General features: G+C 66.0%; 13 protein-coding genes, 2 tRNA genes and 1 pseudogene. 2 read left to right on the top strand and 14 right to left on the bottom strand.

The window, feature by feature from the left end; translation table 11 throughout:
• Positions 1-9: 9 nt before the first annotated feature.
• Together x551_RS12815 and x551_RS12810 are read right to left on the bottom strand one after the other, a co-directional pair.
• A complete protein-coding gene (locus x551_RS12815; RefSeq protein WP_051512000.1) occupies positions 10-795 on the bottom strand; it encodes a helix-turn-helix domain containing protein in 786 nt (261 codons plus the stop codon).
• Positions 792-1,418, bottom strand: coding sequence for a hypothetical protein (locus tag x551_RS12810; protein WP_036248815.1), 627 nt, complete (start codon positions 1,416-1,418; stop codon positions 792-794). Before x551_RS12810 ends, x551_RS12815 begins: the two co-directional genes overlap by 4 nt.
• Positions 1,419-1,577: 159 nt before the next feature.
• On the opposite strand from x551_RS12810, the gene x551_RS25265 reads away from it, so the two are divergent.
• Positions 1,578-1,898 (top strand): hypothetical protein, encoded by a 321-nt coding sequence (locus x551_RS25265; protein WP_152543510.1) that lies wholly within the window; start codon positions 1,578-1,580, stop codon positions 1,896-1,898.
• Positions 1,899-2,272: 374 nt separating this feature from the next.
• Here x551_RS25265 and x551_RS12805 read toward each other — a convergent pair.
• From x551_RS12805 to x551_RS12795, 3 genes are all read right to left on the bottom strand, one after another.
• Positions 2,273-2,348, bottom strand: a tRNA-Lys gene (locus tag x551_RS12805).
• Positions 2,349-2,386: 38 nt separating this feature from the next.
• Positions 2,387-2,462 (bottom strand) — tRNA-Lys (locus x551_RS12800).
• Between the two features lie 68 nt (positions 2,463-2,530).
• A complete protein-coding gene (locus x551_RS12795; RefSeq protein ID WP_036234440.1) occupies positions 2,531-3,397 on the bottom strand; it encodes a transposase in 867 nt (288 codons plus the stop codon).
• A 133-nt stretch (positions 3,398-3,530) separates the two neighbouring features.
• Between x551_RS12795 and x551_RS25260 the strand changes: the two genes are divergently transcribed.
• Positions 3,531-4,145 carry a hypothetical protein gene (locus x551_RS25260; protein WP_152543509.1) on the top strand — a complete coding sequence of 205 codons (615 nt, stop codon included), beginning with the start codon at positions 3,531-3,533 and terminating at the stop codon, positions 4,143-4,145.
• Between the two features lie 348 nt (positions 4,146-4,493).
• On the opposite strand, the gene x551_RS25255 is transcribed toward x551_RS25260, so the two are convergent.
• From x551_RS25255 to x551_RS12755, 9 genes and pseudogenes are all read right to left on the bottom strand, one after another.
• Complete coding sequence (locus tag x551_RS25255) at positions 4,494-4,748, bottom strand: histone H1 (RefSeq protein ID WP_152543508.1); 255 nt, start codon at positions 4,746-4,748, stop codon at positions 4,494-4,496.
• A 62-nt stretch (positions 4,749-4,810) separates the two neighbouring features.
• On the bottom strand, positions 4,811-5,590 hold the full coding sequence (locus x551_RS12785) for a tRNA threonylcarbamoyladenosine dehydratase (RefSeq protein WP_173402806.1): 780 nt from the start codon (positions 5,588-5,590) through the stop codon (positions 4,811-4,813).
• Positions 5,587-6,378, bottom strand: a complete 792-nt coding sequence (gene ybgF, locus x551_RS12780; protein WP_011828947.1) for a tol-pal system protein YbgF — start codon at positions 6,376-6,378, stop codon at positions 5,587-5,589. The genes x551_RS12785 and ybgF overlap by 4 nt, the downstream gene beginning before the upstream one ends.
• A 1-nt stretch (position 6,379) precedes the next feature.
• Entirely contained in the window at positions 6,380-6,919 is a 540-nt protein-coding gene (gene pal, locus x551_RS12775; protein ID WP_011828946.1) for a peptidoglycan-associated lipoprotein Pal, read from the bottom strand.
• 59 nt (positions 6,920-6,978) lie between these two features.
• Positions 6,979-8,245: pseudogene (gene tolB, locus x551_RS12770) on the bottom strand (Tol-Pal system beta propeller repeat protein TolB); the annotation flags it as partial.
• 32 nt (positions 8,246-8,277) lie between these two features.
• Positions 8,278-8,598 carry a hypothetical protein gene (locus x551_RS25250; protein WP_161728032.1) on the bottom strand — a complete coding sequence of 107 codons (321 nt, stop codon included), beginning with the start codon at positions 8,596-8,598 and terminating at the stop codon, positions 8,278-8,280.
• Between the two features lie 107 nt (positions 8,599-8,705).
• A complete protein-coding gene (gene rng, locus x551_RS12765) occupies positions 8,706-10,178 on the bottom strand; it encodes a ribonuclease G (RefSeq protein ID WP_036234436.1) in 1,473 nt (490 codons plus the stop codon).
• 39 nt (positions 10,179-10,217) lie between these two features.
• Positions 10,218-10,988: a 4'-phosphopantetheinyl transferase superfamily protein gene (locus x551_RS23520; protein WP_051495845.1), complete on the bottom strand. Its 771-nt coding sequence runs from the start codon at positions 10,986-10,988 to the stop codon at positions 10,218-10,220.
• Positions 10,989-11,017: 29 nt separating this feature from the next.
• The coding region (locus tag x551_RS12755) for an alpha/beta fold hydrolase (protein WP_152543506.1) at positions 11,018-12,463 on the bottom strand (1,446 nt) is incomplete at its 5' end.

The following is a 12,463-nucleotide window of genomic DNA, read 5'->3' as shown; positions in this document are numbered from 1 at the left end:
CGGTCGGCGTCAACACTCGATCTCAAACGCCTGCTCGAACCCCAGCGGGTCGCGCACAACGATCTTGAGTCGCAGGTCGAGCCGGTGACCGTCGAACTCGACGACGTCCAGGTACTGCGTTGCGGTAGGCGAGTCGGACTTGAACGGCAGCCCCTTGAGGTGCGTGGCGCCGGCCAGACAGGCACCGCGGCCGAACGAGCGCAGCGCCTGCGCGCGCACCGTGGCTGCCAGCGAGCGGATGCCGAGTTGCTCGGTGTTGAGCGGATAGTCGGTAGGACCCAGGCCGAGGGATCGGCACTGGCGCAGGAAGTCCGCATGCAAGGCCTTCAGCCCGCCCAAGCGCAGCCCAAGGCCGTCGCCAGTGCCGGTCTGCCGGATCGTGACGCGCTTCGCTTGGACACTGTGCTCTATCCAGCGCGCCAGCGTTGGGTAGGCACGCAGCAGCTGGGCGAACGCGCCGGCTGCACCACCGCGACTGCCGTTGGAACTTGTCGGCACGGCCGACCGGGACGTGCCCGCAGTTCGCTCGTAGTTGCTGACGTGGGCATAGGGCACGACAGCGCGCCAGCCGAATGGCCGGCCGTCATCATGAGGTGCCTGGCAGCGATCAAGGAGTCGGTACAGCTGCCGGCGATGCAGGCCGGTGCGCGCCTCAATCGTGGACACCGTCTCACCGCAGGCGTACAGCTCAATGGCGGTGCGGCGACGCAGAAACGCATCCCGCTGAGGCTTCGGCAACGCGCCTGCGTCGAAGGCTGGCCAGCCCGACAGGTCAAGCGTGCTGCGGGCGCTCACCGGGCTGGCTCCGGTACATGCCCAGGCGCGGGCTCCACCAGGGTATGGTGGCTCAGGGGCTGGACATGAAGCGACGGTGCGCGCAGCAGTCCCTGGCGCAGCAGGTCGAAGACGGTTCCGCGCACGATGGCGGGATCACCCGACGACACCTCGCGTTCGAGGCTGGCCAGCGAGCGAGGCTGCGACACCCGCTTCAGCATTGCCTGCGCCAGAGCAGCAGGGCGCAGTGTGCGGGTTGCGTTGACGACGGGCAGCATGCGCGCCCAGTTGGCGATCCACTGCCCCGCGGCCGCGATCTCGGCCAGCGCCACCTGCTCGACGGGCTCGGCACCGACTGAAAGGGCAATGTCACAGCGCGACTCCAGCACAATGAGTTGCGCGCCACCGGGCCGCTGGACCCAGAAGTCGATCAAGCAGGACTGCGGCGGCGCCGAGCGGGCTGGACGCTCGCATAAGTCGATAACCGATGGATCTGCTTCCAGGCGGACCCACTGCGAAAAAGCCAGGTGGTCGTGCAGCGTGACCCGGCGGCCCAGCTTGGGGCTGAAGGCCTCGATCAGCCGTGCCCCGCGCGTACGCGTGGCTGGCAACGGCGAGACATGTCGCGCATCAAATCCGCCCATGGATCAAGACCTTACGCCGCTGCGTGGGCCTTGCATCCTTACGGTGACGGATTTGCTTCGTTCAAAGACAAAGTGACAGATTTACTTCGCTGCATGCGTAGACAAAGTTGTCACTCCGACCACCCCCCTCATAGGGAACAAGCCGGGGACACATTTTCTTTGTTCTACGGCGCCACGGCCCGCGAAGCCATCGACGCACTGAGGTCGGCCGTTCGGCAGCACAGCAGGCAATGTCCGCAGGTCAACGCAGCGCCGTCCCTGCCGTCGTCCGAACCTGAGCCCCTGCCGCCGGAAGACCAACCTGAATACGAGCTGCGGGTGAGTCGTGTACTGCACGCGCACGGCTTCTGGCGAAGGCCTTGGATGTTCCGCAATATCGCCCAGGAGCATCTGGCTTCGGTCCAAGGCCGATCTGGCGAGGGCAACCCTGATGATCGGCCGCCGACCGGCGACATTGCTGTGCCGAGCGAATCGGCGTAGCGTGCACGGTTGCTCGTCCCCTCGCCGCATAGAACACAACTTCTCTTGCCGCTTGAGCACAACTTGTGTTGAACGAGCGCTGTTCAAAAGCCCCTCCGAATTTACGCTACCAAATGACGTCCTGATAAGAACACTTCTCAGGACAGGGCGGACGCGTTGGCCGGCCGCGCGGCGCGACCGCAGCACCGTTGCCGGACGAGGCCGCGCGATGCGGTGAGAGCGAGAGGGGAAGCAACGCGCACCACGTGTGCAGCCAGTGCGCACGCGCCGATCTACGGCACAAATCCGTCACAACCGACGGAAGCATCCGTCCGATGCGCCCAAGAAAAAAGGACTTAGCTCGCGCTAAGTCCTTGTTTTCTAACCAAGATTTTTGGTGGGCCCTGAGTGACTCGAACACTCGACCAACGGATTAAGAGTCCGCTGCTCTACCAACTGAGCTAAGAGCCCGTGAACTGGCCACGGTGTGCACCCCGTGAGGAGCGCCTTGGTGGGTTGTGCGTGACTCGAACACGCGACCAACGGATTAAAAGTCCGCTGCTCTACCGACTGAGCTAACAACCCGCCGTAGAGCCGCTCATTATAGCCAGACTTTTTTCTCGGATTCAAGTCTGCGCATCACGGGTACTGGTTCACTTCGGTTCGGCCTGCGTAACAACTTCGTCGCCCATGGTGTCGGCCATCATGACGATGTCCTCCATCGTCCACAGCGTGTTCGTGACGCCGGCAGCCATAGCCGGGCTGACGCGCACCGAGCTGTGCACCTTCACGAAGTTGTAGACCATGAAGTAGAAGCTCATCGCGTGCATGTGGTTCTCCATCTTCTTGGAGAACGCATTCGTGAGGCGAGTCATGCGGCGGTTCCCCATCCGCAGGCTCAGGTTCGAGCGCTCCACGATCGAGGTGCTGGCGCGCTTCAAGTCGGGGTTCCCGTTGACCACGGCCTTTGAAGTGGTGACCAGCTCGGGAGGGCTGTAGCGACGGCGGCCTTCGACAGGAGCCGGATCACCGCGGAACGACTTGTTGATCACCGTGTAGTCGACCTTCCCGAGGAAGGCTGCTTCGACGGCATCGGGATACGCGTGCCAGCCGTCCGTCGTCAACTGGATCCGACCCGACAGGCGCGAGGCCAGATCGGCCATGAATTCGAACGCGCAAGCGCGGTCGCGGACGCCGACCAACCAGCACGGCATCAACTTCGTGTCGGGGTCGATCGCAGTGAAGGTGTAGCAGTCGCCGAACTCGTCCGGGTGATCCGGCTTCACGTTCTTGGCCTTCGCGCCGACGAAGCTCCAAATCTCGTCGCACTCGATGCGCTTGCATCGAAGGCCACGCATAGCCCGATCCTGGTAGAGCGCGCATGCGCGCCCAACGTCGCCCAGAAGCTTCAGCACCGTGTTCTTCGATGCTCCCGTGACCCGGCACGCCGCGTTGATGCCCATACCTTCCGACAACACGGTCAGGATGCGGGCGCGGTCTTCGGTGGTCAGGCGGTTCATGTTGCAATTATCGTGTGAACATGAACTTAATGCTAGAGTAAATTTACTCGTTCGTGAAGAATTTCTTGTTACTTGTAGGTCGTGACGGCTATAACTGCGTGATAATCCGCACAGCCTACAAAGGAGCCCTGCCATGTCAGATCGTGCCGCACTCATTGAGCGTGAACGCCGCAAGCTTGTGTGGCTACGGGCGAAGGTGTCTGAGCAGGAGGCGCGGGTACGGGCGCTTGAAGATCTGGCGGATGACCCGCTAGACGAGATGTTCGACAAGGAGACTCGCGGTCAATCTAATGCCGCCGACTCTGTGCAGGCGCCTGCACATGCGCCGCAACCAGTGATTGCATCGACTTCTGTGGTGCACCAGGAAACGCGGCCTCAACGCGAATTGATCGTCTCAGACGCCGCGAGGGTGCAACTTCAACAATTGCTGAAGCCGGTCGCAAGCGCCGCCTGGTCGCGTAGGCCGCGCCAGATCGCGCCCAACTGGGTACGTATCCTGGGATTCATCGGGCGCGAGGGCAAGACCTATACCGAGGTCCGGGAGTTCATTGCCAAGGAAAACCTTGCAATCTCCCCAGAGGCGGCCCGCACCGCCTTGATGAACTACCGAAAGGACTTCGGGTTGGTCGAGAACCCGAAGCGGGGCTTCTACATTGCCACGGAGCGTGCGTTGGCAATCATTGAGGCCCAGAAGAACGAAAGCCCCGCTTTCGCTGAAAACGGGGCTCACGAACCGCAGCCAACGTGACGGAGGCCGCGTAGACTATAGATTCACCGTTTGTGTGGACCAGTGTTAGCGCACTGAGTTCACTCGGCATGGAAGTGGGGAGGCCCCTCTGCCACCTATAGCCCGTCTGACAAGACTTCTGGGAATCTAGTACCAGATTAGGTTGTAGGCAATCAAATCCTCCCCGTCACGCAACCCGCTCACGAGCGGGGACACGCGGAGCTTTGCCTATGCGATATCTACGCCACAGGCTGAAAACCGTCTTTGTGCGTGCGTACACGAGAATCCGATTCGGACAACTCGAGAACGTCACGCAACACTGGCGGTCACACCCTGGCCAAATGGAACTGTTCAGCTGAACGGTCTCCGTTAGCCCTTTGACTTGATCGTCGAGGCGCCGGCTTTGGAACCCGGCGCCTTCTTCGACCAACGGGCCGTGGCCGCGCGCCTCGCCAGCTCCTCCCGCTGCTCAGCAGTCAAGGAATTCATTCTGGACTTGCCACCTTTTTTTCCGCCCTTGCTGCCAGCCTCCTGGCGAGCTGTCGGAGCGATCGGAGCGATCTGATCTGTCGCCTGAAGGAACACCGTGTGCGCGACCTGGGTGAAGTCTTTCTTGGTAGCCATCCAATCACCCTAGCAGATGCCGCCAGCAGGCGCCAGCGAGTCGTAACAACGGGCCATTCAAACTAGACCATTACCGCATCACGGACCACGAGGCCCTCGATGATCTCACCTGCGGCGACCAAACCGAAGGTGGCTGTGACGCTGACGGCGGATCCGTAGCCATGGCAGTTGAGGCTGCCGTCAACCCGGCAAGCCTCGTCGGGTTCGCTCACGGCCTCGCGCGAGAACACGCAGCGCACGCCGATCGCCCCCTTGCGCGCCGCCGCGTGCCGCTGGCGCAGGCGCTGCCGCAGGGACGCCAGCAAGGGATCGTGGGTCACCTCGGCCAAGTCTTCGACCTCGACCGCCTGCGCGCGGCGCTTGCCGCCGGCGGCCCCCACCGACACGTAGGGCAAGCCGGCATCGAGCGCCCACGCCGCCAGAAGCGCCTTCGCACGAACCTGATCGCAGGCGTCCACCAGCGCATCGATGCGTTCCGGCAACAGTGCCGGCCAGTTGTCGGCCTCGACAAAAGCTTCGACCGCATGCACCCGGCACGCCGGATGGATCTGCGCGATGCGATCCCGCAAGGCCAGCACCTTGGCCTGGCCAAGGGTGGCGTCGAGGGCCTGCACCTGCCGGTTGATGTTGGACTCGCTGACGTGGTCGAGATCGATCAGCGTGAGTGCAGCCACGCCGCTACGCGCCAGCGCCTCGGCCACCCAGGAGCCGACGCCGCCGACACCGACCACGCCGATCCGGGCCGCCCTGATCCGACGGTACCCGGCCTCTCCGTAGAGCCGCCGAAGGCCCCCGAAGCGGCGCTCCAGGTCGGCTTCGTCAGGCTCCGGCAACGCGCTCACTTCAATGAGGCGAGCCGCTCGCGACCAGCCTGCGCGGCCTCGCTCTTCGGGTAATTCTTCAGCAGTTCGTCGAGCGTGCGGCGTGCGGACTTGGTGTCCTTCAGCTCAAGCTGGCAGTTGGCGATCGACAGCAGGGCCTCGGGCGCACGCGGGTGGTCGGGCGCCGCCGCCACCAGGGCCCGGAAGGACGGAATGGCGTCCTTGTAGTCGCGCTTGCCGTACTGCGCATTGGCCAGCCAGTACAGCGCCGCGGTCGAGTAGCCGCTGCTGGGGTAGCGGCGCTGGAAGGCGCTGAAGGCGTTGACCGCGCCGGCGAAATCACCCTGCCGGAGCACGTTGACGGCCTCGCCGTACAGCCGCGTTTCCTCGGGTTCGGCGAGGAATTCCTTGCCGTCCAGCGTGACCTTCTGCGGCTCCATCTTGCGCAGGCGTTCGTCGATGCCCTGCTGCACGTCCTTCTGCTTGCGCTGCAGTTCGGCCACGTCGCGCTGCAACTGCTCGTCGCTGCCGCGCAGCTTGGCCAGGTCCGCGCGCAGCTGCTCGATGGTGGTGTTCAGGTCGAGCACGCTGCGCCGCAGTTGGTTCACCTGCTCCGTCAACTCGGCTTCGCGCGCCTTGGCGGCCTGATCGACCTGGTCGATGCGCGCGCGCGCATCGAGGATGGCACGGCGGGCCTCGTCGTCGTCGAACAGACCGGCCTGTGCGGCCCCGGCACCCAGCAGTGCCGCAGCCAGGATCGCGGGGCGCCAGCCGGCGATCCTGGCCACCGTGACGGTGCTGCGCGTCATCTCAGCGGTCGCGCAGTTCGGCACGGCGGTTCTTGGCCCACGCCGCCTCGTCGCTGCCGGTGACCGCCGGACGCTCCTTGCCGTAGCTGACCGACTCGATCTGCCCGTCCTGCACACCCAGCAGCGTGAGCGACTTGGCCACCGCCTCGGCGCGCTTCTGGCCCAGCGCAAGGTTGTACTCGCGACCACCGCGCTCGTCGGTGTGGCCTTCGATGACAACGCGCTTCTTGCGGTCGCTGTTCAACACCTTGGAGTAGTTATCGACGATCGGGCGGTATTCGTCCTTCACGAGGAAGCTGTCGAAGTCGAAATAGACCACCTTGCCCAGTGCACCGGCCTGCTGGGCCGACAGGTCGACGTTGGCGACCTGCGACTGGCTGGTCCCGCTGGCCGAACCGCCGGCACCGGCGCCGCCGACCGGAGCCGCGGTGCGGCTTTCCACCGGCGGCTCGTCCAGCTTCACCGGCGAGCTGCAGCCGGCCAGGGCCAGAGCGGCCAGCAGGGCCACGGCAGGGGTGGAGCGGCGGATCATCGACATCATGGTTTTCTCCTCATTGGTAAATGGTGGTCGATCGACGAAACAAGCGCGAGCTCGCAGGGCTCAGCGTCCGTAGGGCCCCAGACCGGCTCGCGCACATCAGCCTGGGTCGACACGAGGCGGGCCTTGATCTTGCCGTCGGTCGTGGTGGTCATCAGCACATCGCGGCCACCGTCTCGGGTGGCGTAGATGATGAGTCGGCCGTTCGGCGCGAAGCTGGGGCTTTCGTCGTCCTTGGTGTCGCTCACCGCGCGGGCGGTTCCGCTGGCGAGGTCCATCACCTGCACCCGGAAGGCGCCGCCGTCGCGCGAGATGTAGGCCATCGTGCGGCCGTCCGGGCTGATCGCCGGGCTGATGTTGTAGCTGCCGCTGAAGCTCACCCGCTCGGCATTGCCGCCACCGGCCGGCACGCGGTAGATCTGCGGGCTGCCGCCCCGGTCGCTGACGAAATAGATCGATTTGCCGTCCGGCGCCCACGTGGCCTCGGTGTCGATCGCACCGCTGCTGGTCAGGCGCTTCACGCCCTCGCCGTCGCGCCCCATCACGAAGAGCTGCGAGCCGCCGTCGCGGCTGAGGGTCAGCGCGAGCTGGCGGCCGTCGGGCGACCACGCCGGCGCGCTGTTCGAGCCGCGGAAGCTCGCCAGCGTGCGGCGCTTGCCGCTGGCGACCTCCTGCACATAGACCACGGCCTTGCGGCTCTCGAACGACACGTAGGCCAGTTCGCGACCATCGGGCGACCAGGCCGGCGAGATGATGGGGTTCGGGGCTGGCCAGCGCGGACTGGCCGCCCTCGCCGTCGGCGTCGGTCACCCACAGCGTGAAGCGACCGCCGCCCTTGGTGACGTAGGCGATGCGCGTCGAGAACACGCCTTTCTCGCCGGTGAGCTTCTCGTAGATGGCGTCGGCGATGCGGTGGGCCGCGAGCCGCAGATCGCCGGCAGGGACCGCATAGCTCTGGCCGCCGAGGTCACGGCCCTTCACCACGTCCCACAGACGGTAGCGCACATCGAAACGGCCATCGGCCAAGCGCGTCACCGAGCCGCCGACCAGCGCATCGGCGCTGCGGCCGCGCCAGTCGCTCATCGCCGGCTGGGAACCTTCGTCGAGCACCACGCCGGCGGTGTCGAGATTGCGGAACACCCCGCTGCGCTCGAGATCCGCCCGCACGATGGCGCCCACCGGCTGCGGCGCCTTCTCCTCGTCGCGGAACTTCACGACGGCGATCGGCAACTGCGTGGCGCCGACGCCGGAGATCTCGACGCGGAACTGGGCCAGCGCGGACGGCAGCGCCGCGGCGAGCGGCAGTGCCACCAAGCTGCGGCGCAGCATCGAGGGAGGAGAAGACAGGGCTCGAAGGTGGGTCATGCGGCAGAGTGAGCGGCCAGAGCGCCCGCATCGCGGATCGTCGTGTCGAGACGAGGCTCGATGTGAGGCATGCTGTCGGGGAGGAAAGGTCCGTCGGAAGAAGCGACCGGGACATCCGCAAGCGCGGGCTCGTGCACGGTGTCGCCGGCGCGGCGCACCAGGCCGCAGCGCAACAAACTCGATACCCGGGCAGGATACCAGCCGGCACCGGCTGCTCGGACCCCACGGCCCGATGAAAGTCGTGACACGGTGTAGAGCGCCGTCGGAGCCCCGCGGGCGCCGATGCGCGGCGCCTCGCTGCGGTGGATGACGATCACGGACGGCGACATGGTTCGGCCGGCATTGTAGGGACACAAAAGCCGCGGAGTGCACAAGGCCCGCGGGCCGACTGCACTACTGCGCTCCGCCGGCGGAAGGCGGTCCGCTACAGCAGCACGATGTCGTAGGCCTCGGGCGAGAGCCCGGGCTCGGTCTGCAGCGACACCGGCTTGCCGATGAAGTCGGACAGGCCGGCGAGATGCTGGCTCTCCTCGTCGAGCAGCATCTCCACCACCGCGGCGCTGGCGACCACGCGGAACTCCTTGGGGTTGAATTGCCGCGCCTCGCGCAGGATCTCGCGCAGGATGTCGTAGCAGACGCTGCGCGGCGTCTTCACCTGGCCCTTGCCTTGGCAGGTGGGGCACGGTTCGCACAGCAGGTGGGCCAGCGATTCGCGGGTGCGCTTGCGCGTCATCTCCACCAGGCCGAGCTGCGTGAAGCCGCTCACCGTGGTCTTGGTGCGGTCGCGCGCGAGCTGCTTGCGCAGTTCGGCGAGCACCGCGTTCTGGTGCTCCTCTCGAGCCATGTCGATGAAGTCGATGATGATGATGCCGCCCAGATTGCGCAGCCGCAGCTGGCGGGCGATGGCGAGCGCCGCCTCGAGGTTGGTCTTGAAGATCGTCTCGTCGAAGTTGCGCGCGCCGACGTAGCCACCGGTGTTGACGTCGATCGTCGTCAGCGCCTCGGTCTGGTCGATGATGAGGTAGCCGCCGCTCTTCAGGTCGACACGCCTCGCCAGCGCACGCTCGATCTCCTGGTCGATGCCGAACAGGTCGAAGATCGGCCGTTCGCCGTGGTAGTGCTCGAGCTTGGCCACCGAGCTCGGCATGTACTGCTCGCCGAACTCCTTCAGCGCCTCGTACTGCATGCGCGAGTCGATGCGCACGGCATGGGTCTGGTCGTGGGTCAGGTCCCGCAGCACCCGCTGCATCAGGTTCAGGTCCAGGTGCAGCAACGTGCCGGATGGCGCCTTGAAGGCGCGCTCCCGGATTGCGGTCCAGGTCTTGCGCAGGTAGGCGATGTCTTCCGCCAGCTCGACGTCGGTAGCCTCCTCGGCATTGGTGCGCAGGATGAAGCCGCCGCTGCTGCTGCCGCCGTTCGGCGGGGCCACCAGGGCCTGCATGCGCGTGCGCAGCTGCTCGCGCAGCTCGTGCGATCCGATCTTCTGGCTGATGCCGATGCGGTCGTCCTGCGGCAGGAAAACCAGCAGCCGCCCTGCGATGCTGATCTGCGTCGACAGTCGCGCGCCCTTGGTGCCGATGGAATCCTTGATCACCTGCACGAGCAGTGCCTGGCCCTCGAACACCTGCCGCTCGATCGGTGCCGGCGGCGGATTGTCGCGGCCGGGCGCGTCCTCGCGGTGCAGGTCGGCCACGTGCAGGAATGCGGCCCGCTCGAGTCCGATGTCGATGAACGCGCTCTGCATGCCCGGCAACACCCGCACCACGCGACCGGCGTAGATGTTGCCGACCAACCCACGCTCGAGCGTTCGCTCGAGATGCAACTCCTGCACCGCACCGTTCTCGATGATGGCGACACGGGTCTCCTGCGGGGACCAGTTGATCAGGATGTCTTGCATGCAGCCATGGTAGCCGGCGCGTCGAGCTGGACCTGTCGGCTACTCCCCGGACCGGGCAGCCCACGTTCCGCGGACACGACGCCACGCCGCCTCGTCGCACGAACGCACGGATTGCGCCGGTCCCGGGTAGGCGAGACAGCCGAGGTGCCGATCGTCGATCGCCAGATCGACGAAGTTCCACGGTCCGGCAGCTTCCGGGACGTTCCGGTCGTAGAGCAGTCTGACGCGTCCGTCGGCCGCTGCGCCGATGCTCACGAGCTCCGGCGAGCGCTGCAACCCGTTGCCGAGCGCCTTCAGGTAGGCCTCCTTGCGCACCCAGCTCCGCACGAACTGGAATGAACGGCGGGCCGGCGGGCACTGATCGAGGGCGACCCGTTCCTCCGGTGCCAGCGCGACGAGATAGTCATCGAGACCGCGCTCGATCCTCGAGTCGAGTTTCTCGACGTCGATGCCCACGCTCACGCCGTTCGCGAACGCGTGGAGTATCCAGTCGCCGGAATGGCTGCTGTTGAAGGTCAGTGTCCGTCCCGCCGGCATCAGGTGGAGCTTGCCCGAACTGTCGGCAGCGATCGCCGTGCGACCGTTGCCGCTGCCGAGGTAGTGACCCAGCAGCACCTGCAGGCTGGCTCGCCCCCCTTCGAACCGAAGGCGGTCCTCCGGCCGGCGCAAGCGCGCTGAACGCGAGCGCTCCTCGTCGTCGAGCAAGTCGCGGTGCCAGTCCGCGCCGGCTGTGGATAACGCAGCCGTGGCGACGCGCCACACATCGATACCGGGCAGCGGCAGCCGGCTGGCAGCGGGGAACGGCTTCACGGCATTCGACGGGCAGCGAGACGTGTCGGTTAGAGCCCCTGCAAGCGCGTCTTGATCAGCAGGGCAGCCAGCACGTCGGCGTGATCCGCGTCCAGCATTTCCTTGTGGATGCAGTCCATGGATTCGCGATGGATCTCGCCGCGCACCAGCGGTCGCCATCCCATGTACGGATCATCGATCTCGCCGATCTTCAGCTTGTCCTGCGTGCTGCGCACCAGGGTCAGCGAGCCGGGGTAGAGGGTGGGCTCGTAGGCTTCCGACGCGTCGTAAACGATCGCTGCGCTTCGCTTCTGCGCCTTGCCGATGCGTGTCTCGGCCAGGGTACCGAGGTTCTCGAGCAGGTCATGCCCCGAACGCTTGAAGATCGTGGTGAGGAACCAGCGAACGTAACGCACCATACCCGAGGGGCCGAGCGTCGCGGCTCGCTTCACGTAGAGCTTCAGCCGAACCGGCCAGGGGTGGCGCCCAGGAAAGCCGGGGCCGACGGTGTCGAGGAGCACGAGTTGCTCGACGCGCTCGCCGGCCGCGTGCAGGCGCTGAGCCAGCTCGTAGACGAACACGCCGCCCATGGAGTGCCCGGCCAGACGATACGGCCCGGCCGGCTGGACACGACGCAGGTCGTCGAGCATGCGCTGCGCCATGTCGCTGAAGCTCCAGTGCTCGAGCGCCACCGGGTCGAACGCCATCGGATCCAGCACGAACAGCGGCTGCGAAGCACCCAGCGCCTTCGACAGGGCGTTGAATACCAGCAGCGAGCTGCCGTATCCCGAGACGAAGAACAGCGGCAGCTCGTCGCCCTCGGCCTGGATCGGAACCACACAGGTTTCCGGAGGCGCGCTGGTGGCTCGGGCCAGCAGTTGCGTGAGCTGGCGCACCGTCGGCGCCTCGATGATCGACGCAAGCCGAAGCGGCTGGTGGAACTGGCGCTCCACGCTGGCCAACAACTTCAGCGCCATCAGCGAGTGGCCTCCGAGGTCGAAGAAGTCGTCGTCGATGCCGATCGGCGACATGCTCAGCACCTCTTCCCAGATCGCGACCATGCGCCGCTCGGCGTCATCTCGCGGTGCCGCGTATGCCGCCTCGCGGTCGGCAGCCTGCGGTTCGGGCAGCGCCGTGCGATCGAGCTTGCCGTTCGCAGTCAACGGGAAGCTGTCGATGAACGCGAATGCCGTCGGGATCATGTACCGCGGCAGCTTCTTCTCGAGCTGGATGCGCAGGTCCGCGATCGCGGGCGGCGCAGCCGGGTCGGCGGTCACCAGATAGGCGACCAGGCGTTCGTCGTTCGCGGCGTAGCTGCGGGCCAGCACGACACTCTCCCTGACGCCCGGGCACTCGTTGAGCGCGCACTGGATCTCGTCGAGCTCGATGCGGAAGCCGCGCAACTTGACCTGGTGATCCACCCGCCCCATGAACTCCAGCGTCCCCTCCGCTCGCCAGCGTGCCAGGTCTCCCGTTCGGTACAACCGACCGCCCTC

The sequence above is a fragment of the Methylibium sp. T29 genome, from assembly GCF_000576205.1.
In the GTDB taxonomy this organism is placed as follows: domain Bacteria; phylum Pseudomonadota; class Gammaproteobacteria; order Burkholderiales; family Burkholderiaceae_C; genus Methylibium; species Methylibium petroleiphilum.
Note: the sequence above shows the minus strand (reverse complement) of the source record. Positions and strands in the feature narration are given on the sequence as shown.

Bases quoted from the DNA above. Each gene is read 5' to 3' on its own strand.
- x551_RS12810 (WP_036248815.1), bottom strand. From the start codon at position 1,418: ATGGGCGGATTTGATGCGCGACATGTCTCGCCGTTGCCAGCCACGCGT.
- x551_RS12795 (WP_036234440.1), bottom strand. From the start codon at position 3,397: ATGAACCGCCTGACCACCGAAGACCGCGCCCGCATCCTGACCGTGTTG.
- x551_RS25260 (WP_152543509.1), top strand. From the start codon at position 3,531: ATGTCAGATCGTGCCGCACTCATTGAGCGTGAACGCCGCAAGCTTGTG.
- x551_RS25255 (WP_152543508.1), bottom strand. From the start codon at position 4,748: ATGGCTACCAAGAAAGACTTCACCCAGGTCGCGCACACGGTGTTCCTT.
- ybgF (WP_011828947.1), bottom strand. From the start codon at position 6,378: ATGACGCGCAGCACCGTCACGGTGGCCAGGATCGCCGGCTGGCGCCCC.
- pal (WP_011828946.1), bottom strand. From the start codon at position 6,919: ATGATGTCGATGATCCGCCGCTCCACCCCTGCCGTGGCCCTGCTGGCC.
- rng (WP_036234436.1), bottom strand. From the start codon at position 10,178: ATGCAAGACATCCTGATCAACTGGTCCCCGCAGGAGACCCGTGTCGCC.